Here is a 22,391-nt window from a genome sequence, read left to right on the forward strand (position 1 = left end):
GTCGAGCGATGGGTTACGGGAGCTACAGCAGCCAGGCGCACGAGGCGCTCATCCAGACCCGGGCGACCTTGTCCCGGCAGGTCCTCTTCCGGCAGGAGCGCTGCCATCCGTTGATGGACCCGCGCGGGGTGGACTGGCGCGAGAGTCGGGACAGCGAGGAGCATCCCCTCTCGCTGGGCATCGTCTTCGCGCTCGATGTCACGGGCTCCATGGGTGACATCCCGGAGCTGCTGGCGCGGCGCGGGCTGCCCAGCTTCATGCGGGCGCTCCTGGACGTGGGCGTGACGGACTCACAGGTGCTCTTCATGGCGGTGGGCGACGCGAACAGCGACCGCGCCCCGCTGCAGGTGGGCCAGTTCGAGTCCAACGAGCGACAGATGGACCAGTGGCTCACCTCGTCCTTCCTGGAAGGCGGCGGAGGCACGCCGGGCCACGAGTCGTATGAGCTGGCGATGTACTTCGCCGCGCGCCACACGGACCTGGACTGCTTCCGCAAGCGCAACCGCCGGGGCTACTTCTTCATGACGGGTGACGAGCGGCCCTACCCGTTCGTCTCGCACACGCAGGTGGCTTCGCTCATGGGGGACGGGCTGGAGAAGGACCTGCCCGTGCAGCAGGTGGTGGACGAGCTCCAGCGCGCCTTCGAGCCCTTCTTCCTCATCCCCGGTCTGGCCCGCCGCCGCAACTGCGAGCGGTACTGGCGGGAGCTGCTCGGGGACCGCGTCATCTGTCTGGAGGAGCCCGGAGACTGCGTGGACGTGACCTCCAGTCTCGTCGGCCTGTGCGAGGGCGCCATCGCGGACATCGACGCGCTGGCCCGCCACCTGGAGCGCGAGGGCAGGGACCGCTCCCGACGCGGCGCCGTCATCCGCGCGCTCACGCCCTTCGCGGCCACGCTGGGACGCGACGGCACGCCTCAGCCGCGGCTGGAGGACGAGCACCTGCCCGTCGACGACGCCAGCTCCGGCCACCGGCGCATCGTCCCTCGCGACGGGCGATGAGCGCCTCGCGCGCGGCCCACATCGTCGTCGACCTGGGCTTCGGCGACGCGGGCAAGGGCACCCTCACGGACTGGCTGACGCGTCGGCATGACGCGCGGCTCGTGGTGCGCTTCAACGGCGGCGCGCAGGCGGGGCACAACGTCGTCACCGAGGACGGCCGACACCACACCTTCTCCCAGTTCGGCGCGGGCACCTTCGTGCCTGGCGTGTGGACGCACCTGGCGCACTCCACCGTCTTCCATCCGCTGGCCCTGCGCGTGGAGGCCCGCTACCTCGCCGAGCGCGGTGTGCCGGAGGCCCTGTCGCGCGTGACGGTGAGCGAGCGGGCCCGCGTCATCACGCCGTTCCATCAAGCGGCGGGGCGGCTGCGGGAGCTGGCTCGGGGCGATGCGCGACATGGCACCTGCGGCGTGGGCGTGGGCGAGACGGTGCGCGATGCGCTCGCGCACCCCGAGGACACCGTGCTCGCGGGCGACCTGAGGGACGCGAGCGGACTCGTGCGCAAGGCCCGCGCGGCGCAGGAGCGCTTGCGAGGGGCGCTGGAGGAAGTGCTGCGCCTCACCGAGGGACTCTCCGACGCCGCGCCGGAGCGGGCCCTGTTGGAGGACTCCGGCGTGAGTGCCCGCTGGGCGGAGGCCGTGCGGAGCATCGAGCCTCTTCAGCGCGTCGTCGACGACGCATGGCTCGGGGCCCGGCTTCGCGCGGGCACCACGCTCTTCGAGGGCGCGCAGGGCGTGCTGCTGGACGAGTGGCGCGGCTTCCATCCCCACACCACCTGGAGCACGTGCACCTTCGAGCCCGCGCTGGCCCTGCTGCGCGAGCATGGCTTCGATGGCGAGGTGCACCGGCTGGGCGTGCTGCGCGCGTATGCCACGCGCCACGGAGAGGGCCCGTTCCCCACCGAGGACGCGAGCCTCGCGCCCTCTCTCCCCGAGCCGCACAATGGCGCCGACGGCTGGCAGGGTGGCTTTCGCGTGGGCGCCTTCGACGCGGTGCTCGGCCGCTATGCGCTCGAGGTCTGCGGCGGGGTGGATGCGCTCGCGGTGACGCACCTGGACCGGCTGACCTCGCGCTGGCCGGTGTGCGACGCATATCGCGCCGCGCCCGGGCAGGTCGGCTCCGGCGAGGACTCGACCCTGGTGCGTGAAGCGCCGGGTTCCGAGCGCATCACCGCGCTGCGTCCCAGTGACTCCGAGCGGGACCTCGACTGGCAGGCGCGCCTGACGCGGGCCCTGGCGCGCTGCGTGCCCGAGCGGAGGACCCTGGAGCTGGGTGGGGCCCCGGAGGCTCGCGTCGAGCGCTTCCTCGGCTGGGTGGAAGCCGCCCTGGGCGCGCGCGTCACCGTGGCGTCCCGGGGGCCGACGGCCGGGGACAAGCAGCCCCGAGGCTGACGCCACCCATGCCTCCGCGTTAGCGTCGCGGTGTCTCGAACGAGGGGGTCAAGCCAACATGGGGTACGGGTCCTACAGTCACGAAGCGCACAGGGCGATGACGGAGGCTCGCAGCGAGCTGCCGCCGCAAGAGGTGTTCAAGCAGCGCGCGTGTCATCCCAGGATGGACCCGTTCGGGGTGAAGTTCCGCGAGAGCCGGGACAGCGCGGCCCACCCGAACTCGCTCGCCGTCGTCATGTCGCTCGACGTGACGGGCTCCATGGGCAACATCCCCGAAATCCTGGCGCGCAAGACGTTCCCCTCGTTCATGAAGGACCTGATGGACGCGGGCATCGCGGACCCGCAGGTGCTCTTCATGGCCGTGGGTGACGCGGACTACGACAGGGCCCCGCTCCAGGTCGGCCAGTTCGAGTCCTCCGAGCAGCAGATGGACCAGTGGCTCACGTGGATGTTCCTGGAGCGCGGTGGCGGCGCGAACCCCTCCGAGTCCTACGAGCTGGGCATGTACTTCGCCGCCGAGCACACCGCGATGGACTGCTTCGAGAAGCGCGGCAAGAAGGGATACTTCTTCATGACGGGCGACGAGCCGCCCTCCGAGGAGGTGGCGGCGCGCCACGTGACGAAGCTCATCGGCGACTCGATGAAGGACAACCAGCCCATCTACCAGACGGTGAAGCGGCTGGAGCGGACGTTCCATCCGTTCTTCCTCATCCCGGACCAGCGCCGCCGAGGCTCTTGCGAGGAGATCTGGCGCATCGTCCTGGAGGACCGGGTCATCTGCATGGACGACGCCGCGGACACCTGCGACGTGGCCGCCGCGCTGGTGGCCCTCACCGAGCGCGCCGTGCCGCACCTGGACGCGCTGGGCAGGCGGCTGAGGGACGCCGGCAAGCCCGCCGAGCGGGTGAAGAGCGTCCTGCGGGCCGTGGAGCCCTGGGCCCAGAAGCTGCGCGACACGCCATAGGACAGTGCCGGCGTCAGGCCCTTTCCCACGGGGCCCGACGCCGTGATACCCCCAGGCCGTGAGTGATTCCTTCGAACGGCTCGGGTTGTCTCCGGACACGCTCGGCGCGCTGCGCCGGGTGCGCTTCACCCAGCCCACCCCCATCCAGGTCCAGGCCATCCCTCCCGCGCTCGCGGGCAAGGACGTCATCGGCTGCGCGGCCACGGGCACCGGCAAGACGGCCGCCTATGTGCTTCCCCTCGTCGAGCGCTTCGCGGGCCGGAAGGGCACGCTGGGGCTGGTGCTCGCCCCCACGCGGGAGCTGGTGCGGCAGATTGCCGAGCCGCTGGGCGTCTTCGCCGAGGCGCGCGGCCTGACGCACACCGTGGTCATCGGCGGCGAGGACATGTCCGCGCAGGTGGAGGCGCTGAAGGCCCATCCCACCTTCGTGCTCGCCACGCCGGGCCGGCTGGTGGACCTGCTGGAGACGGGCTCGGTGAGCCTGTACCGGATGGAGGGGCTGGTGCTCGACGAGGCGGACCGGATGCTCGACATGGGCTTCCTGCCCCAGCTGGAGCGCATCCTCGCCGCGCTGCCTCGCAAGCGGCAGACGCTGTTGTTCTCCGCGACGCTCGGCCCCGACGTGGGCAGGTTCGCGCGGGAGCGGCTGCACAAGCCGGTGCGCGTGGAGGTGACCCGCAGCGGGACTCCCGCCGAGCGGGCCGAGCAGCGGCTCTACATCGTGAAGCCGGAGGAGAAGTCGGCGCTGCTGCTCACGTTGCTCGCGGAGAGCGACTCGACGGCGCTCGTCTTCGCCAAGTCGAAGGAGCGCGCGGACAAGGTGCTGCGGCTGCTCCAGCGCGAGGGCCACAAGAGCGCGGTGCTGCACGCGGACCGGACGCAGAACCAGCGGCGCCAGGCGCTCGAGGGCTTCCGCGAGGGGACCTACCGGTGCCTGGTGGCGACGGACATCGCCGCGCGCGGCCTGGACGTGGAGGACGTGGGACAGGTCATCAACTACGACCTGCCGCACTCTCCCGAGGACTACGTGCACCGCATCGGCCGCACGGCGCGCGCGCAGGCCAGCGGCGTCGCGTCCACCTTCGCCACGTCGCGGGACAAGCACGTGGTGGCGGAGATCGAACGCATCATGCGCGGACAGATTCCCCGCGTCCCCGTGCCGCGCGAGGACCCCGTGTTCCAGGAGGCGTGGACGCGCTTCCTCGCATCCCAGAAGGACCCCGGTCCTCCGCAGAAGGACTCGGGAGCGTCCCCCGGCAAGGAGCAGGGTCGCCACGCCCGGACCCACGGCAAGCGCAGGCCCCGCTGAGCGGCACCACCGCTCGAGCGTGCCCCCATCCGCCGCTCCGCCGCAGGAGGCCCTCGGAGCCCCCGGGCGCGCCTGCGTGGCGCTCGCCCTCCGCCACAGGAGGCCTCGGAGCCCCCGGGCGCGCCTGCGTGGCGCTCGCCCTGCCGCGCACGCGCGGCTTCGACGGCGCACGGCCTTCAGGGCGTGGCGGTCTGCTCCCGCGCCAGCTCCGCGCGGAAGAACGCGCTGCCCTCGGCCAGGGTGCGCATGTAGCCGCGCACGTCCTCGCGCGCCTCGGGCGACAGCTTGAAGAACGGCGTCACGTGCTCGTCGGGCACGTAGCGGAACGTCAGGTTGATGCGGCGCGTGCGGAAGTCCGGCAGCTTCGGCGCCAGGTCATGCCCCGCGCGCGTGTCCACCCGCTGCACCCGGTGGAACGTCTCCTCCTTCCACCGCGTCCCGCCGAACAGCTCCAGCGCCCCGTCGTCCAGCCACTGCTCCAGCACCACCGCGTCCCGCTCACCGGGCCGAGAGGACGTCACGAACTGGATGAGCGCCCGCTCGCCGAAGGACAGCGACGCCACCGGGCCGGGCTCGAAGTCCTTGTGCTCGCCCACCCGCGCCGTGTCCACCCAGCGGTCCTCCTCCAGCCGGTTGCCGTAGAAGTTCACCAGACACGTGTTGAGGTGCCAGCCCCTGGGCATGTCCGGCCCCCGGAACATGCGCCGCGCCAGCTCCTCGATCTTGGTCACCTGCCGCTGGAGCACCTCCGGGAACGGCTCCGCCTTCACGCACCGGTTCCAGACGCCCTTGGGCGGCCGGTAGTAGTCCAGGCACGCGAACTGCCAGTTGCCCAGCCAGTACACCGGTCGGAGCAGGCGCCGCTGCTGCTGCCCAGGCGGCGGCGGGAAGTGCTTCGAGAAGCGCTCCTCCCACAGCGGGTGCAGCCCTCCCAGCCAGGTCAGGATGGCCTCCTTGTCCAGGGCGGACAGGAAGCTCGCGTTGTAGTGGTGGCCGGGTGTGCGCTGGCGGGCCTTGTGCGCCAGCGAGGGGCCTCGACGGGGGGGGAGGGCCATGGGCGACCCCGTGGTACCACACCGGCCGCGTCCGGAGGGGCCCTTGCGCAATCCGCCCACCCCCGGTGTTGGTAGGGAGGCCGGATCGCGAAACCACCATGTCCGAAGACCGTCTCCACACGCTGTACCGCACCTACGGGCCCTCCCTGTACGCCCGCTGTCGCCAGATCCTGGGCGATGACGCCGCCGCGGCCGACGCGGCGCAGGAGACCTTCCTCCGGCTGCACCGCCAGCTGGACCGCGCCCCGGATGCCCAGCACGCCCTCGCGTGGATCTACCGCGTGGCCACCAACTACTGCCTCAACCAGGCCCGAGACAGGCGCCGCCGCGCGGTGCCCGTGGAGGAGCTGCCCGACGTGCCCGGCGTCGACAGCGAGCGCCTGCTGGAAGACCGGGACCTCGCCCGCCGCCTCATCACCACCGCGCCCCCCAAGGTGGCCGAGGTCGCCTGGCTCCACCTCGCCGACGGGATGACGCAGGAAGAGGTGGCCCAGCTCCTCGGAATCTCCCGTCGCACCGTCGTCAACCGGCTCGCAGACTTCCACCGGCACGCCCACGCGCTCGCCGGGAGGCCCCCCTCATGAACGCCCCCCCTCACGTCTCCAGCCTCAAGCTGGAGGCCCTCGCGATGGACGCGCTTCCCCCTCCGGAGCGCGCCACCACGCAGGCCCACCTGGACACCTGTCTCACCTGTCGCGCCCGCTCCGAGGAGCTCGCCTCCCACCGCCGGCACTTCACCGCCCACGTGCTCCCCCGCGCCCAGCTCCCCTCCCCGCGCGGGATGCCCTGGAGCAACTGGCGCTGGTGGGCTCCCGCGCTCGCGCTGGCCTCGGCGGTGGTGCTGCTGTTCGCGCTGGTCGCGGTGCCCTCACCCCAGGAGCCCGAGCTCGCGGTGAAGGGCGGCGCGATGCTCCAGCTCTTCGCCCACCGGGGCGAGCGGACGTGGAAGGTGGAGGAAGGCGAGGCCCTGGCCCCAGGGGACCAGGTGCGCTTCGTCGTGGAGGGGCTGGGCCTGCCCTACGTGCTGGTGGTGTCGGTGGATGGCGCCGGACAGGTGAACACCTACTACCCCTTCGGTGGACATGAGAGCGTGCAGTTGCCGTCGCGGGGGTTGCCGGTGGAGATTCCGGGGAGCGTGGTGCTCGACAACGCCCCGGGACCCGAGCGACTGTTCGCGCTGTTCTCCCGCCAGCCCTTGTCGTTCGAGTCGGTCGCGCCGGCGCTGCGCGAGCTCTCCACCGGAGGCGCGGAAGTCATCCGGGACCGCAGGCGGTTGCCGGTCGCCGCGGGAGCACAAGCCACCTTCCTCTTCGAGAAGACCCAGCCGTGATGACCTCTCTGCGCTGCCTCGTCGTCGCCGCGGTGCTGTGCGCGTCCCTGCCCGTCGAGGCGGGGACCCGACGCATCGCCGTGTTGGTGGGCCACAACGTGGGCAGCGGGGAGCGGCCGCCCCTGCGCTACGCGGAGGCCGACGCCACGAAGCTCGCGGGCGTGCTGTCGGAGCTGGGGGACGTGGCGCCCTCGGACCTCATCATCCTGAAGGGTCAGGGGCTGGCGCCGGTGCGGTACGCGCTGGACGAGGCGGCTCGCAAGGTCGAGGCCCTGCGCCGTCAGCCGGACACGCGCGTGGTGCTGTTGTTCTATTTCTCCGGACACTCGGACGGCGTGGCGCTGGAGCTGGGCACGGAGCGGCTGCTGTACTCGGAGCTGCGGCGCTGGCTGGACGCGACGCGCGCGGACGTGCGGCTGGCCATCGTCGACAGCTGCCGCAGCGGCGCCCTGCTGCGCTTCAAGGGAGGCCGCCCGGGTCCCTCGTTCGAGCTGCGGCTGACGGATGAGGTGCACAGCACCGGGCACGCGCTGCTGACGTCCAGCGCGGAGGACGAGCTGGCGCTGGAGTCGCGGGAGGTGGGCGGCTCGCTCTTCACGCACCATCTGGTGTCGGGGCTGCGCGGCGCGGCGGACTCGTCCGGAGACGGGCTGGTGACGTTGGCGGAGGCGTATCAATACGCGTATGCGCACACCGTCTCGTCCACCGCGGACGTGCTGACGGGCGCGCAGCATCCGGCGTACGACTACCGGCTGACGGGCAAGGGGGAGCTGGTGCTCACGCAGCTTCCGAGCCCGGGCACGGCGCTGGAGCTGCCGTCGGACTTCGAGCGCGCGCTGCTGTTGAAGCCGGGGCGAGGACAGGTGCTCGCGGAGCTGGGGCCGGGCGCGGTGCCTCGGCTCGCCGTGCCTCCGGGCGAGTACGAGCTGCGAGCGTGGCGAGCGGGACGACAGCACGTGGGCGCGGTGAACGCCGCGGCCGGACAGGTCAGCAAGGTGCGCTGGGACGACCTGAAGCTGGCGCCGCCATCGCCCACCCTCGCCGGCCTCAAGGGGAGCCATCCGGTGCCCATCTCGCGCAAGGTGGTCATCGCGTCACCGGAGGAGTGGCAGTGGCTGGAGCCGACGCCGGAGGAGACACAGGCCCCACCCGAGGAGGCACCGCCACCGGAGCCGGACCCGACCCAGGAGCCGAGGCCCTGGGGCTCGGTGGAGCAACGTGTCGCCGCCGCCGCGCTGACCGAGAATCAGAACGCCCCCGAGCCCCTCGTGGCCCGCTCTCCCGAGCCGGTCACCGAGGGGCGCACGCTTGATTCGGCCCGCGCGTCTGCGCCGCTGGAGATCTCGCCGTATGTGCCCGCGACGCCCGGGGACCGGGAGCTGACGTTGACGGCGGGGATGCGCCACACGGTGGTGGACCCCGCGGGCGCGCTGCTGGCGTTCCGCGCGGAGCTGTCCAAGGCGCTGCAGGGACTGACGTTCGCGCTGGAGGTGGGCCAGGGGCCGCACGAGGAGAACCGTGAGTTCACCACGGGCCTGACGGTGGGCTATGCGCTCAAGAAGCGCTACCGCTACACGGAGCTGGCGCTGGGCGTCGAGGCGGGGTTGCAGGTGGTGGTGCAGACGGGGGACGGAGACTCGGGCTGGACGATGGGCCCGTCGGCCGCGCCCGTCGCGTCGTTCGCGCTGTACGTGGTGCCGCAGATGGCCGTGACGGTGGGCGGGCGCCTGCCGGTGGTCGTCGTCCGGCTGGATGAGCGGACCCAGTGGAAGTTCATCCCCGCCGCGGACGTGGGGCTGCGGATTCCGTTCTAGCGGAGACTGTCGGTCGCGAGTTGGCGACTCGAGCAGGGCTCACGTGGGGCCACCGCACTGGCCCCACGTCGAGGCACCTCGAACCGGCTCAGCGTCCGTGCGTGATTCCCACGGACGCGCCTTCGGACGGCTCGCGCGCGGACGCGGGCATCACCGTCGGCTTCGGCGCTGCCGCGCCCGCGGGGGCCACCACGGCCTGAGCCGGCTCGACCGAGGCCGCGTTCATCGGCGTGACACCGGCCTGCACGGCGGCGGCGCTGTTCACGGACTCGGCACCCGCCTGCACCGCGGCGTTCACCGGCGTGCCCGCCACAGGGCCCGCGGCGGCGTTCACCGGCGTGCCCGCCACCTGCACGGCGGCATTGCTCACGGACGCGGCACCGGCCTGCACGGCGGCGGCATTGCTCACGGACGCGGCACCGGCCTGCACGGCGGCGGCGTTCATCGACTCGGCGCCCACCGCGGCGGGCTGCGCGGACGCGGTGGACTTCGCCACCTGCGTGCCCGGCGCCGGAGCCGGCACGGGCTTCGCGCAATCCGTCACGGCCTTCGCCTCGGTCGCCGCCACCGCGCCCACCGACGCGACCAGCGGGGCCTTCGGCTCGGGAGGCAGCATGCGCGGCGGCAACACGAAGGGCGGCGGCACGGGGCAGTGCGTGCACGGCCCTCGCAGCGGCACCGCCAGGCGCTGACCGGCGCGCAGGAAGCTGCCCTTCATCCGGTTCGCCTTGCGAATCAGCGCCACCGACGAGTTGTACCGAAGCGCGATGCCACCCAGCGTGTCACCCGAGCGGATCCGGTGCGTCGTCACGTTGTGCTCGGGCTGCAGCGACAGCAACGGCTGCACCCGGCGCCCCAGCTCCTGCGCCTTCGGGTTGTGGAAGCGCAGGTGGAAATGGTCCCGGTGCCGACGCGCGTGCCGGATGATGCCCGCCGGGTGGAACAACGAATCCAGCCACGCCTTGTCCTCGCCCGCCGACAGCGCGTAGTCGTACAGGACCTTCTGCACGCGCTTGTCCACGAGGATGAGCTGGATGTCCGTCTTCGTCACCACCGCGCGGATGAACGCCCAGTTGAGCGGCACGTTGATGTACTTCTCGCGCTCGCGCTCACGGATGGGGTCCACCGTCGGGTAGTAGAAGCCGACGTCCACGTCGCGGCCGTTCTGGTGGCTCTTGTGGGGGCGCTTGTAGCCACCCTCCTTGTTGCTGATGCCGTTGACGCGGATGGGCGGCGCCTCCGGGAAGCGCGAGCGCACCTCCCGAATCGCGGTGATGAGGTAGTCGATGCTCTCCTGCGTGCCCCACGCGATCTCGGGCTGCACCACGAGCCAGTCGGCGCCCTCCCCCTTCGGGAACTGCACCGAGTTCACCAGCCGGCCACTGTGCGCGAAGCCCACCGCCATGGAGCCCAGCGACGCGATGTCGTCCTTCCAGCGCCGCGCCAGCTCCTCGTCGGAGATGTCCGCCGTGTACAGCGGCCCCGTGGGCACCTCGCCGCCCACCACCGGCGTCTCACCCTCGCCGTCGTCGCCCTCCCCCTCGCCGGCCTCCGCCGTCTCGTCCTCGCCCTCCAGGTCCTCCTCGGACAAGGAGCAGCCCTCGGCCGGAGCCTCCGCGGCGACGGGCACGGCGGCTGTCTCGACGGCGACCGGCGACGGCACGACCGCCGGCGGCGCCTCCTGACTCCCCTGCGTCAGTCCTTCTGAACGCACGGAGGCCAGGGCGGACTCGCCGCCAGAGTGGGGAACCACGCGCCCGGCACAGCCGGCGCAGACCAGAAGGAGCCAAAGGGGGTAACGCACCGGGGCGAAGGATTGCCCGAGATTCGTTCGAGCACAAAGCCCCTCCCCGGATTTTTTGGCGCCCTCCCGGCCCAGGGGGCCACCTGGAGTGGCCCCCACCACACTTGCCGAGCAGGAAGGGAGGCGTCAGGGGGCCGGCGGCGGGACCTTGAGCGCGACGTCAAGCGCCAGTTCGATCATCTCGTCGAACGTCGTCTGCCGGTCCTGGGGCGACAGGTGCTCCCCGGTCTGCAGGTGGTCCGACACCGTCAGCAGGCCCAGCGCGCGCGCACCGAACTCGGCCGCCACGCCGTACAGGCCCGCGACCTCCATCTCGATGGCGAGCACACCCATGCGCACCAGCGCGGCGTTGAGCTGCTCCTGGGGGTGGTAGAACAGGTCGGAGGTGAAGACGGAGCCCGCACGCACCGGCTTGTTGCGACGCTCGGCCGCCTCCACGGCCCAGCGGGCGAGCTCGAAGTCCGCCACGGCCGCGAAGTCATGGTCCAACAGCCGCATCCGGTTCACCTTGGAGTCGGTGCCCGCGCCGGTGGCCACGATGACGTCGCGCAGCTTCACGTCCGGACGCAGCGCGCCGCAGCTGCCCACGCGGATGAGCGTGCGGGCGCCGTACACCTTGATGAGCTCCGTGGCGTAGATGGAGATGGAGGGCACCCCCATGCCGTGCCCCATCACCGACAGGCGACGGCCCTGATAGGTGCCGGTGAAGCCGAACATGTTGCGCACGGAGGTGACGCCCCGGGCGTCCTCCAGGAAGCGCTCGGAGATGTAGCGAGCCCGGAGGGGGTCACCGGGCATCAGCACCACGTCGGCGAAGTCGCCGGGTGCGGCGGAGATATGAGGAGTTGCCATGGGCGCGCACCATAGCCCGGGATTACCAACTTGAGCTGCCGAAACCCGAGCCGCTGCCCGAAGAGCCGCCTCCGTAGGAAGAGCTGGAGAAGCCGGAGCCGCTGCTCGACGAGGAGGACGACGAGGACGAGGACCACGACGAAGAGGACGAGGAGGACGAGGACCACGACGATGCGCGGGAGCGCTCCTCCTCGCGGCGGCGCTCCTCCTCCGCCTCCACGATGGCGTCGGACGCGGCGCGGGAGGCCCTGCCCGCGGACTGCTCGGCCTCGACGTACAGGCCCCGGTCCAGCGAGCGCCGGGCCTCGTCGAGGTAGGAGCCTCCGGGCCGCCCCCGCCACGAGCTCGCCTGGAGCACCAGCTCGGCGGCGCCCGAGATGGCGTTGGCGGCCTGCTCGGCGGAGCGCAGCTCTCCGCGCAGGTCCGCCGTCCTGCGGGCCGCGTCGGCGGCGATGCGTCCGGCCAGCGTGTCGACCGCCGCCCAGTCGTTGTGGGGCTTGCCGAACTCCGCCTGGGCCTTGGACAGGTCCTTGCCCAGGGACAGGAGGGCATTGACCGCCACCACCGTCGCCCGGCTGTCGGCGATGCCGTCGTTGGCGGCCTGGCGGATCCACACGTCCGCCGAGGACACGGCCCGCTCCGCCGACGCCAGGCTGTCCTGGGCCTGCGCGTGCTGGGCCCTGTCCCGGGCGACGGACTGGCGCACCTGCTCCAATGACAGACACGCGGCGGCGAGCTTCTCTCCGGCGGCGAACGGGTCCGCGGGCCGCGCCTCCGTGGTCTGCACGGCCGCCTGGAGGAGCCCCTGGGCCGCGTCCCGAGCCTTCACGGTGGACCGCATCACCCGGGCGTCGGAGACATCGGCGGTGCAGGCCGCGAGCAGGCCCCGGGCGGCCAGCAGGACGCCCGCGTTGTGCTCCTCCGCGGCCTGGAGTCGTCGCGCCTTCTCATCGACCTCCAGCAGACGGGCATGGCTGAGCGCGTGGAGGCGCTCCACCTGGCCCAGCAGGTCCGCGGAGGCGAGCAGCCGCGCCTCGGCGAAGGCCAGCTCCGCGGCCTTGAGCTTGCTCGCGGCGTCGAGGCGGTGCCGGACGACCTCCGTCAGGTTGTCCTGGACGGTGCCGTTGGCCTCGGGGTGCACGGGGTCCTCGGGGCGAAGGCGCAGCGCGGTGGGACGGTAGCGCTTCAGCAGCGACTCGAGCAGCACGGTGCCCTCCGCCACCCGCGTCTCCAGTCGCCGGGCCTCTTCGCGACAGGCGTCCCGTCGGGAGGCGAAGGTCTTCCGGGCCTCGCGACTGCTCGCGATGATGGCGCGCACCTCGTCCACGCGGGCGAGCACGGCGTCCAGCGCCTCGCGCGCCGTCTCCAGCCGGCCCTCGGCGAGCGCCTCGCGCCCCGTGGCCAGCAGGTTCGTGCCGACCGAGTGCCGGTCCGTCGGGTTCGACTCCGGCTCGTTCAAGAGCGCCGACGCGGGCTTGTCCAGCTCACGCCCCAGCGCCTCGCGCGCCGACGCCGTCTCCTTCTGCGCGCGGCCGAGCTCGTCCTGTGCGCGCGCCGCGAGCGTCACCAGCTCGGAGGTCTCCGCCGCCTGGCCGGCCAGGGCCGTGAAGGACCGCGCCAGCACCGCGACCGAGGCCCCCGCGGGAGCCTGGAGCAGCGCCTGCGCCACCTCCTCCGTCGCCTCGCCCCGAGCCGCGAGCGCATCCTCCAGCCACCGACGCGACAGGCCCGCCTTCACCAGCGCCGCCCCCGCGCGCTCCACCGCGGGAGCCACCTGCCCCACGGCCGCCTCCATCACCGCCACGAGCGCCTCGGCGTCCTCCAGACGCCGTCCGCCCTCCGTCAGCGGTCCCTCCACCGCGGCCATCGGGTCCTTGGCCAGCAGCGGGCGCGCGGCCGCGACGAGCGACTCCAGCGACGGCGCCACGAGCGCGACCACCTGCTTCACTCGGAGCACCTCCGCCCCGGGCGTCAGCGAGCGCAGCCGGGCGCAGAAACTCTCCAGCGCGTCCACCCCGTCCAGCGCGACCTGGGGGACACTCTCGAGGGCCTCCACGAGCCGCAGCCCCCGCTCCGCGTGGGAGTTGAACGCCTCCAGCAGGTCCAGGAACGAGAGCGAGAACGGCTGATAGCTCTTCACGTCTCCGATGAGCCGCTGGGCGTGCGAGCGCGGCCCGCGCAGGACGCCTTCCACGCCTTCATCCGGGTGGAAGACAATGGGCGCGTCGCGCAGCAGCTCGGTGACCTTCTCGTAGCGCGAGGTGCCCAGGTGCGCGCCCAGCCCGTGCAACGGGCCCGAGCCCGCGAGCAGGTCCTCGGCCCGGTGCAGCACCCGCGCGGCGGCCGTCACCAGCAGGAAGAGCTCGTCCACATTGGACGCGAGCTGCTGTCCCCGCTCGCGCGTGAGCCCCTCGAAGCGCCGCGCGATGTCGTCGCGGGACTTGCCCGCCACCAGGTGCGTGCGCTCCAGCAGGTCGAACAGCGCCTGGGTCTTCTCGTCGACGACGGTGCGGAAGCGCTCGTGTTGTTCGATGGCCGTGCGTCGGCTCGCGTTGCGACGACGGCGCGCCAGCACGCCCGCGAGCAGCAGCCCCGCGCCACCCGCCGTGGCCCCCGTGTCCCGCATCCGCCGGGCCTTCCGCGCCTTCTGGGTCTCCCGCTCCGCCCGCCGGAGCGCCTCTTCGCTCTCGTCCATCGCGTGGCGATGCAGCTGCGAGCGGGACTCGAACGTCTCGCGGGCCTTCTTCTGCGCGGCCCTCGCCCTCGTGAGCGCGTCCTGGACGGCCTCCGCGGTCGGCAGCGCCTCGAGGGCCTTGAGCGCCTCGTCGATCTCCACGAGCCGGCGCTCGTCCTTCTCGGCGGACGTCAGGGCCTCGGCGACCTTCACGCGAGCGGACTCGGCGGCGACGAGCGCGTCGCGATGGGACGGCGACATGTCGCGGACCGCGGCGTTGGCATTCTCCACCGCCGTGTCCAGCGCCTCCAGCTGCGGCTTCGCGAAGCCCGCGTAGCGGTGCCCGGGCAGGCTCTCCAGCGCGGCCTCCAGGACCTTCAATCGGTCGCTCGCGAGCCGATGGGACTCCATCGCCGCGCGCAGCCCCTCCAGGTCCGCGCGCAGCCCGTCATACAGGGACGTCGCCCTGGCGAGGTCCGCCTTCTCCGGCGGCGTGAGCAGCGCGAGCGCCTGGAGGAGCGTCTTGCCCGCGGCCTGGAGGTCGACGGCTGCCGCGGACAATCCCGGCGGTATCGCCGACCTGAAGACCGAGGCGCGACGCTCCTCGAGCCCGGGGAGCTCCTTCTGGAGCGCCACGAGACTCGCCCTCAGCGCCTCGATGCGACGGGTCCGCTCAAGCTCCTCCCTGTCCAGGGCGGCGCGCAGCTGGGTCTCGATGGAGTCGACGGTGTTCTTCACCGCGTCGATGAGGCGGCCGCCGTTGCGCATGGCCTCGACGGCGCGGGCGTCCAGCGAGCCTGCCCAGCGGTCCTCGCCCAGCCGGCGTTGGTCCTTGGTCTCCGAGGCGAAGTACGACAAGCGGCGCTCCGCCAGGGAGATCACCAGCACGGTGCCATCGGGCTCCCTCGTCCGGGGGTTCTTCAGCGCGCCGAAGCCCGTCCGGTTCGACAGGCCCTTGCCCAGCGCGTGCAGCGCGGCGTCGATGTCGCGGAAGGTCGTCCCCTCGGCGTCGACGTAGCGCTCCCCTTCCGCGTCCGACATCAACACCACGGTCCAGCGCGGCGCTTCCTCCGTGAGCCACGCCTCCAGGTCCTCGAGCTGGTCGTCGGTGACGCCGACGTCGCCCTTCACGTAGAGGTGCTGGGACTCCTTCCAGGCGCCGATGACGCTGGTCGCGCTCGTGACACGTCGAGGCTCACGGGCCGCCTCGACAGGCGGCGCGGCCAGCAGGAATAGGACGACCAGGAAGGCGAAGCGCGGCAACCCGAGGGTCATCGATGGCTCCGAAGCGATGCGACGCGGCCGGATGTTCAAGGAGAGGCGGTCCACTCGACGTGGAAGTGGGCATCCAACGTCGGCAGTACATAGTCCGCCGGCAGCGGCGCGAAAGGCGCGGCCTTCTGAACGGCCGACAGCGCGGCGGCGTCCCAGGCCTTGGAGCCGGACTCCACGCCCACGACCGCCGAGACGAGCTTGCCGTCCCGTCCAATCACCGCCTGGACCACCGCCTTGCGCCCCACGGCGGGCACGCTCTTGCGTCCTGGCTGCTTCCACTTGCCGGCGACCTGCGCATAGACCTTCTGCTGGTAGGCGACGTTCGTGAGGTCGGGCTGGAAGAAGGCCTGCAACCGGGGACCCGCGGCGGCGAGCGCCAGGGGCGCGACGACCAGCGTGAACAGGGCCACCAGAGACAGCGAGCGGGAGCGGAGCATGGCCGACCATCGTAGTCGCCACCGAGCGTCGCCGCACAAGGGGCTTCCTCCGGGACTCCGCGACTCGCCCGGGCTCCTTCTGGGATGGCGCGTCAGGGCAGGCTCATCGGTGCCGCGCCCGGTCATCGACGGAGGTGCCATGGCGAGCCTGCCTCGCGGAGCAAGCGCCGCGCCTCACCCGGCATCAACGTGGGCGCCGGAGCTGGCCTCTCCGCCGAGGCGCCGAACCGCATCCGCCCCTCGACGTCGCCACCGAGTCTTCCTCGCGGCGGCGGACTCATCCCCCGCGCGACGCGAGGACGAAGCCCGTGAGTCAACGCCAGCGCTTCAGGGTGAGCGCGGTGAGCATGAGCGCGCCGCCCGCCCCCGCGACGACGGCGAGCGGCCGACGCAGGTGCTCCGACAACGCGGAGAGCACGCCCAGCGTCACGTCCCGGCTCGCGGCCCGTAGCGCGGAGCCCGGGTGTGCATCCCGCACCACCCCGCCCTGCCGCCGCAGCTCCTCCGACGCACCTCTCACCGTCGCCGCCGCCGTGCGCTCGGCCATCGCCGCCACGGCTCCGCCCAGGTCCGTCCCCTCCCGCCGGGCCTTCAGCTCCAGCTCCAACTGCTCCACCACCGAGTGGACGAACCGCCGGCCCGCTTGCTCCAGCACCTCGTCGAGCCGCTCGGACCGTGCCTCCAACGCCTGGCTCAATCCCTCGATGAGCCCCTGCCCCGCGCGTGACGCCAGCTGCGCGGCCATGGGAGCCACCAGGTCCATGTCGTGCTCCAGCTCCTTCACCGCGCCCCGCACCGCGCCGGTCGCCATCGTCCGGGCCCGGGCGCCGGGCTTGCGCAGCTCCCTGCGGCGCAGCGCCTCCGTCTCCGCGGTGCGCTCGAGCCACCCGTTCATCCGCTCCACCAGCTCACGCGACAGCAGGTCCACGCCCGGCATCGAGCGCCGCAGCTCCTCCACCGCGCCCCGGACCGCGCTCTCCGCGAGCGTGTGCGTCCAGGCACCTGGCGCATGCTCGTTCGCCTCGTGCACCGTGCGAGCCAGCAGGAGCACCGTGTCCTGGATGAGCTCCTTCAGGGTGCCGTCGAGCGCCGGCAGCTCTTCCTGCAGCCCCTCGGTGGCGCCGCTCACCGCGCCGCTCGCCAGCCCGTGGGCGGCCAGCCGCTCCAGCGACAACGCGAGACGCCGCACCCGCTCCACTGGCGACAACCATCCTCCGTTGCGCATCGCTCGCTCTCCCGCTGACCGCTCCGTCGGCCACGTGCCTGGGAACGATTGCGACGCGCGCCGCTGCCCGACACCCCGAGCAGGCGACGAGGGCGGCGCACGGCGGTCCCCACCCATCGCGCATCGCCGGCAGGAGGGCAGACAGGCATCTGGGAGACATCTGCACTCGGGTTGCGCGCCCCACCCCGCTCCGGAACAGTACCGCGGGGGTAGGACGATGCTGGGCTATCAGGCGAATGCACAATGGCGGGACATGTCTGACTTCGTGGTGCACTTCACGAAGCCGGGCGCGCCATTCCATGACGCCTACCAGAACATGATGAACATCCTGGGCACGCGCACGCTCATCCCCGGAGCCCAGGGCTTCGGGCTCGCGCGCAAGGAGCCCCAGGTCGCGGAGCGTCACCGCGCGGTGTGCTTCAGCGAAATCCCCCTGGACCAGCTCGCCCGGCTCGTCCAGCGCCGCAGCCTGTACGGCATCGGCTTCCGCAAGAACTTCATCCTCTCCCAGGGCGGAGGGCCCGTCTGGTACGTCCAGTACGCGTCGCCCGCGCACCTGTCCCTCAAGCACCAGGTGGACCAGGCCCTTGCGGCGCCGGAATCCAGGGCGCATCCCCTGTGGTCCATGACGCCCTTCGTGGACATCCAGGGTGACTCCCACAACGCGCCCTACAACTACCGCTTCGACTGGGAGCGGGAGTGGCGCGTCCCGGGCCTGTTGCGCTTCACCGAGTACGACGTGGCGGTGCTCTTCCTCCCGGAGGAGCTGCACGCGACGGCGCGCGGCTTCTTCGAGTGGGCCGTGCGCGAGAAGGCGGGCCCGGGCTACTTCTGCCCGTGCCTGGACCCGCTGTGGGACGCGCCGCGAATCGCCGAGGCGCTGGAGAAGCACGCGGAGGACTCCGCGCGCCTGCGTGCTGGCTAGGCCCGGCTACTCGAACACGGACAGCTCGCCCAGGGCCTGTATCTCTCCGGAGACCTGCGCCTCACCCGCGTGGTCGAAGCTCGCCGGTCGCAGCCGGACGTAGCGCACCGGTCCCACCGGCTCCAGCGGGCCCTCCAGGAAGTGCGGTCCCTGGGACCAGGAGAACCGCCCGTCGAAGGGGCTGTCCCACTGCGTCTGCTCGTTGTAGGCGCGCGGCCCCCTGCGGTTCAGGGGCGGCGGGACATAGTCCTTCGCGAAGTTGCGCAGCACGCCCATCCGCGTCCACTGCTCGGCGTCCAGGCTCCCCTCCACCACGAAGCCCAGGAAGTTGCCTTCCGCGCCGCGCACCACCGCGTGACGCAGGCTCCGAGGCTCCTCGAGCGTGAGCGTCAAGGCATCCACCGGCTTGAGGCCCAGCGCGACGCGCTCCAGCCTCCCGTCCGTCCAGGGACAGGCGCCCCTCGAAGGAGCGGGCTGGCACGTCGCGCCGCGGCTCACGGGCCGGAGCCCCGCGGGCGGCAGCGGAAGCTCCTCCGTCCGCCAGTCCACCCGGAAGACCAGCGGGCTGTGCTTGCCTCCCAGCGGGTAGAACATGAACCCGCCCAGGGAGTGGGCCCGCAGCATGACGGCGGGCTGGGCGAAGTCCTCCAGCACGAAGCGATTGGCGACCCACCCGGACGACGCCGCCCACACCCGGAACAGGGGCTGGCCGCCATCGACGATGAAGAGCGCGGGCTCCGGTGTGGTGGGCAGGTTCGGGATGACGTTTTGATTCTCGTCCGACGTCATGGCGTACTCGCCGGTGAGCGGCGGCACCGGCACCGGAGGAAGCGCGCCGAAGCTCACGACGGAGCCCTCCGCGCCCGACGAGACGGCGAGCTGTGAATCCCAGATGCGCAGCGTGGGCAGCTCCACGTCGTCATGGAAGATGAAGGACGCGAAGACACCCGCGCCCGTCTCGTCCCGCCACTGCGCCCGGAAGCGGAAGGGCTGGTGCAGGTCCGGGTCCGGCGAGTTGGCCGACTGCACGTCGCCGTAGCGCATCTCCAGGAAGAAGTCGCCGTAGCCGTCGGTGACGCCTTCTCCGTAGTGGATGAACTCCGGCATGACGTACTCCACGTTCGCCTCGCCACGCGGCTCGTGGTGGGCCGTCCTCGCATAGGGCACCACGCCGTCGGTGACGGACGAGCCGTCGCGCCGCTCCAATCGGCCGTACACGAAGATGAGGTCGTCCTGGAAGCGATCACACCCCGGCGCGAGCAGCAGCAGCACGGCGGACAACCCCAGACTCGGAAGAGATGGGCGCATCTTCAGTAGCTCCCCTTCAGGCCGAACATCGGCAGGATGACGGGCAACCCCATCGCGTTGCGTTGCAGCTTGCCGGCCTTCCGCTTGTATTCGTAGGCGAACACCTCCTGCTGCAGCGAGAGGTTGAGGATGTCCAGGTACGCCTCGACGTTGAACTCCTCGTAGGCCCAGGCCTTGGCGACGCGGAAGTCCACGCGGAAGAACGCGGGCAGTCGCTCCACGCGGTCGGCGTCCTGACGCACCCACAGCCGATAACCATCGTGCGTGCGCGACTCGCGCTGGGTGACGGAGGAGACCTCGCCGGACTCGGGCCTGCCCGTGTTGAAGTGCAGCACCGAGCCCACCGTCCAGTTGTCGCCGAACTTGTAGCTGACGGCGGCGTTGAAGACGTGGGCCTGCTCGAAGGCGAAGGGCAGCTCTCCCTCCGCGACCTCCCGGATGCTGTTGTCATCGTTGTAGCGCGCGAAGCGGCGGTGGCGCTTGCTCTGCAGGAAGCTGTACGTCACCCAGCCGAACCAGTCGCGGCCCAGCGGGTGGCGGACCATCAGGTCCAACCCATACGCGTACCCACGCGCCTTCGGGTCCGCGTACGGCTGGCCCCGGCGCTTGCGGTTCTCGAGGACGTCCATCACCTCGAACTCCACCGTGCGGAACAGCGGGTTGAAGTAGACGTCCCCCGACAGCTCCAGCCCCGAGCCGAGCTTCCACTCCGCGCCCACGTCGAACTGGGCGCCCTCCTGGACGCCGTGGTTCAGGCCCGACACGTCCATGGCCGGCAGGTGGAGCAGCACGGTGGGCGGCTGGTGGTAGAGCCCGGCGCCGCCCTTGAGGGTGAGCGTGGACGTCAGCGTGTGGCGCACCGCCAGGCGCGGCTCGATGACGAAGTGCTGGATGCCGGGGACCAGGTGATAGCCATCCACACGCAGGCCGGGTGACACCAGCCACTTCTCCGCGGGACGCCACGTCGCGCCGGCGAACACGCCCGTGAAGGTGGCGAGCGCGGAGGGCTGCTTGAGCGGATGGGCATCATCCTGGGGACGCCAGCCCGGGGGTCTTGCGGAGCCGGTGATGCCGGTGGCCACGCGGCGGTGCTCCACGTCCGCGCCCACGTGGACCGCGAGGGACGTGGACAGCTCGCGCTTCCAGCCGGTGCGCGCGGAGAACGTGAGCTGGTCCAGGCCGTAGCGGCCGGCGAGGACCTCCTCCGGCCCCCGCTCCTCGCGGAGGATGATGCGCCGGTAGCCGAGCAGGGCCACCTCGTCGAGGCCCACGGTGAAGCCGAGCTCCGCTTCGCCGCCCGCGAGGGGATGGGTGCCGCGCAGGTCCACGCGGTGGAAGCGCGAGACGATGGTGGCGCCCATGCTGTCCTCGTAGCCGGCGGTGGCCTCGCCCGCGTCGTCGGAGCTGCCCAGCGCGAGCAGGCGCAGCCGTCCGGCGCCGACCTTCTGTTCGATGCGGGCCTGGTAGTCCCAGAAGGCCGCGTGGATGGGGTTGTCCTCCTCGTCGTTGAAGATGGCGTAGGCCAGGGGGATGAGCAGCCCGGTGTAGCTGTAGCGGCCCGACACGGTGAGGGAGGTGCCGGTGCTGTCGAAGGGGACCTCGACGAAGCCGCCCGCGTTGAGGAGGTCCGCGTACGCGGCGAAGTGCGGACGGTCCTCGCGCGGCTTGCTCAGCCGGCCCTCCACCGCGCCACCCAGGAGCCGTCCGTACTGGACGGGCGGTGTGCCGGGATGGAAGTCGATGGTGTCGATGAACTCGGGGTGCACCACCGCGGGGCCGAGCAGCAGGTGGTACAGCATGGGCACGCGCACGCCGTCGATGTAGTAGCCGGTGGCGGCGGGCTGACCGCCTCGCACCACGGGATAGCCCAGGCCGGAGGCGACGCTGGCCACGCCCGGCATGAGCATGATGACCTTGAACGGGTCGCCTTGCGTGCCGGGCACCTCGCGCAGTTCCTGCTCCTGCAAGGTGATGCGGGAGACCTCGGTGCGCGGGCGCGTGTCACGCACCACCGTCTCGTACGGGCTCACGCGGGCGGGCTGGAGGCGGTAGATGACGTCGAGCGTCTGGCCCGACGTGAGGGACTCCTCGAAGGTACCGAGCTGATGGCCGGGGGCGCGCACGCGGAGCGAGTGGGTGCCCGGGGGCAGTTCGAGTTCGAAGCGGCCTTCCAGGTCGGTGATGGCGACGGGCTCCTCGCCGTCCGCGAGGAACAGGGCGGCGTCCACGAGCGGCTCGCGGGTGCCTCGGGCGCGGACCTCGCCGCGCAGGCGGGACTGGGTGAAGCGCAGCGGAGCTGGAGGCTCGAAGTGGTAGGCGTATGGCAGGCGCACCGACACGGCGCGGTCGCCGAGGGTGGCCGGGGTGAAGTGCAGACCTCTCGCGGCCTGGATGGCGGCCTCGTTGAGCTGGGGGTGCGTGGCGGGCTTCTCCATGGTGACCTCGGCCACGGCGCCCTGCTCGTCGATGCGCAGGAGCAGGCCGACGTCGCTGGGGGCACCTTGCAGCCCTTCGGGCCAGGAGACGGGGGACTCGGTCAGCAGACGAGGCGTCAGCAGGGAGACGGCGCCGCCATCCGGAGTCAGGCCCAGGCGCGTGGCGTCCTCCGCGGCGATGGTGGTCCCCGCGTCCGTGGCCTGGACATCGATTTCGACGGCGCGGGCCTCGCCACCGGCGGTGGGGAGCGCTTGAGCCCAGGAGGCCAGCGGCACCCAGAGGATGCAGAGCAACAGGGAGAGGGAGGGACGGGGGGAGTCCTTCATGAGAGGGATACGTGGGCCGCCCCCTGCCCTGGCTGGAGCATTCCCACCCAGCGGCACATCCTTGCCCGGCGCAACTGCCCACCCGCGTCGCTGGCTCCACGGCACGGCGCAAACTCTTGCCGCCATCCAGGAACGCGTCTTGACACGTCTCAGCAAGCTCCGTCGGGCCACTCCTCGGAGACCAAGGCCTACTCATCGAGCGTGTGGAGGCAACGCTCGGCGCTGCGTCGGTCCGAAGGGCCGTGCTACGGTGCGCGCCCTCCCG

The 22,391-nt window shown here is 72.0% G+C and carries 16 protein-coding genes; 8 read left to right on the forward strand and 8 right to left on the reverse strand.

What is annotated here, in order from left to right; translation table 11 throughout:
* Window positions 1–8 precede the first annotated feature (8 nt).
* From OWM54_RS06725 to OWM54_RS06740, 4 genes are all read left to right on the forward strand, one after another.
* Window positions 9–1,001 carry a VWA domain-containing protein gene (locus OWM54_RS06725; protein WP_267696950.1) on the forward strand — a complete coding sequence of 331 codons (993 nt, stop codon included), beginning with the start codon at window positions 9–11 and terminating at the stop codon, window positions 999–1,001.
* A complete protein-coding gene (locus OWM54_RS06730; RefSeq protein ID WP_267696951.1) occupies window positions 998–2,392 on the forward strand; it encodes an adenylosuccinate synthetase in 1,395 nt (464 codons plus the stop codon). Before OWM54_RS06725 ends, OWM54_RS06730 begins: the two co-directional genes overlap by 4 nt.
* A gap of 97 nt (window positions 2,393–2,489) precedes the next feature.
* Window positions 2,490–3,356 (forward strand): VWA domain-containing protein, encoded by an 867-nt coding sequence (locus OWM54_RS06735; RefSeq protein ID WP_223751282.1) that lies wholly within the window; start codon window positions 2,490–2,492, stop codon window positions 3,354–3,356.
* Window positions 3,357–3,414: 58 nt separating this feature from the next.
* Entirely contained in the window at window positions 3,415–4,665 is a 1,251-nt protein-coding gene (locus OWM54_RS06740; RefSeq protein ID WP_223785101.1) for a DEAD/DEAH box helicase, read from the forward strand.
* A gap of 176 nt (window positions 4,666–4,841) precedes the next feature.
* Here OWM54_RS06740 and OWM54_RS06745 read toward each other — a convergent pair whose 3' ends face one another.
* Window positions 4,842–5,720 carry an alpha-ketoglutarate-dependent dioxygenase AlkB gene (locus OWM54_RS06745; protein ID WP_267696952.1) on the reverse strand — a complete coding sequence of 293 codons (879 nt, stop codon included), beginning with the start codon at window positions 5,718–5,720 and terminating at the stop codon, window positions 4,842–4,844.
* A 98-nt stretch (window positions 5,721–5,818) separates the two neighbouring features.
* Between OWM54_RS06745 and OWM54_RS06750 the strand changes: the two genes are divergently transcribed.
* Genes OWM54_RS06750 through OWM54_RS06760 form a run of 3 tightly spaced genes read left to right on the forward strand, consistent with a single transcriptional unit; the run spans window position 5,819 to window position 8,864 of the window.
* On the forward strand, window positions 5,819–6,304 hold the full coding sequence (locus OWM54_RS06750) for an RNA polymerase sigma factor (RefSeq protein WP_141328153.1): 486 nt from the start codon (window positions 5,819–5,821) through the stop codon (window positions 6,302–6,304).
* Complete coding sequence (locus tag OWM54_RS06755; protein ID WP_223751279.1) at window positions 6,301–7,050, forward strand: DUF4384 domain-containing protein; 750 nt, start codon at window positions 6,301–6,303, stop codon at window positions 7,048–7,050. The genes OWM54_RS06750 and OWM54_RS06755 overlap by 4 nt, the downstream gene beginning before the upstream one ends.
* Window positions 7,050–8,864 (forward strand): caspase family protein, encoded by a 1,815-nt coding sequence (locus tag OWM54_RS06760; RefSeq protein ID WP_267701099.1) that lies wholly within the window; start codon window positions 7,050–7,052, stop codon window positions 8,862–8,864. The genes OWM54_RS06755 and OWM54_RS06760 overlap by 1 nt, the downstream gene beginning before the upstream one ends.
* A gap of 88 nt (window positions 8,865–8,952) precedes the next feature.
* On the opposite strand, the gene OWM54_RS06765 is transcribed toward OWM54_RS06760, so the two are convergent.
* The 5 genes from OWM54_RS06765 to OWM54_RS06785 all read right to left on the reverse strand — a co-directional run bounded on the left by OWM54_RS06765 (window position 8,953) and on the right by OWM54_RS06785 (window position 17,131).
* A complete protein-coding gene (locus tag OWM54_RS06765) occupies window positions 8,953–10,527 on the reverse strand; it encodes a penicillin-insensitive murein endopeptidase (protein WP_267696953.1) in 1,575 nt (524 codons plus the stop codon).
* A gap of 267 nt (window positions 10,528–10,794) precedes the next feature.
* The gene (gene deoD / locus OWM54_RS06770; RefSeq protein ID WP_141328160.1) at window positions 10,795–11,520 is read right to left on the reverse strand and encodes a purine-nucleoside phosphorylase; all 726 of its coding nucleotides are present in this window, start codon (window positions 11,518–11,520) and stop codon (window positions 10,795–10,797) included.
* A 22-nt stretch (window positions 11,521–11,542) separates the two neighbouring features.
* Window positions 11,543–15,469 (reverse strand): hypothetical protein, encoded by a 3,927-nt coding sequence (locus OWM54_RS06775; RefSeq protein WP_267696954.1) that lies wholly within the window; start codon window positions 15,467–15,469, stop codon window positions 11,543–11,545.
* Between the two features lie 35 nt (window positions 15,470–15,504).
* The gene (locus tag OWM54_RS06780; RefSeq protein ID WP_046712560.1) at window positions 15,505–15,906 is read right to left on the reverse strand and encodes a TonB family protein; all 402 of its coding nucleotides are present in this window, start codon (window positions 15,904–15,906) and stop codon (window positions 15,505–15,507) included.
* 313 nt (window positions 15,907–16,219) lie between these two features.
* Window positions 16,220–17,131, reverse strand: a complete 912-nt coding sequence (locus OWM54_RS06785) for a hypothetical protein (RefSeq protein WP_267696955.1) — start codon at window positions 17,129–17,131, stop codon at window positions 16,220–16,222.
* Window positions 17,132–17,384: 253 nt separating this feature from the next.
* Between OWM54_RS06785 and OWM54_RS06790 the strand changes: the two genes are divergently transcribed.
* The gene (locus OWM54_RS06790; RefSeq protein WP_267696956.1) at window positions 17,385–18,056 is read left to right on the forward strand and encodes an abortive infection system antitoxin AbiGi family protein; all 672 of its coding nucleotides are present in this window, start codon (window positions 17,385–17,387) and stop codon (window positions 18,054–18,056) included.
* 6 nt (window positions 18,057–18,062) lie between these two features.
* On the opposite strand, the gene OWM54_RS06795 is transcribed toward OWM54_RS06790, so the two are convergent.
* Together OWM54_RS06795 and OWM54_RS06800 are read right to left on the reverse strand one after the other, a co-directional pair.
* Window positions 18,063–19,364, reverse strand: coding sequence for a hypothetical protein (locus OWM54_RS06795; RefSeq protein WP_223785096.1), 1,302 nt, complete (start codon window positions 19,362–19,364; stop codon window positions 18,063–18,065).
* 2 nt (window positions 19,365–19,366) lie between these two features.
* Complete coding sequence (locus OWM54_RS06800) at window positions 19,367–22,126, reverse strand: TonB-dependent receptor domain-containing protein (RefSeq protein ID WP_267696957.1); 2,760 nt, start codon at window positions 22,124–22,126, stop codon at window positions 19,367–19,369.
* Between the last annotated feature and the right edge of the window lie 265 nt (window positions 22,127–22,391).

Source organism: Myxococcus sp. MISCRS1, from assembly GCF_026626605.1.
Taxonomy (GTDB): domain Bacteria; phylum Myxococcota; class Myxococcia; order Myxococcales; family Myxococcaceae; genus Myxococcus; species Myxococcus fulvus.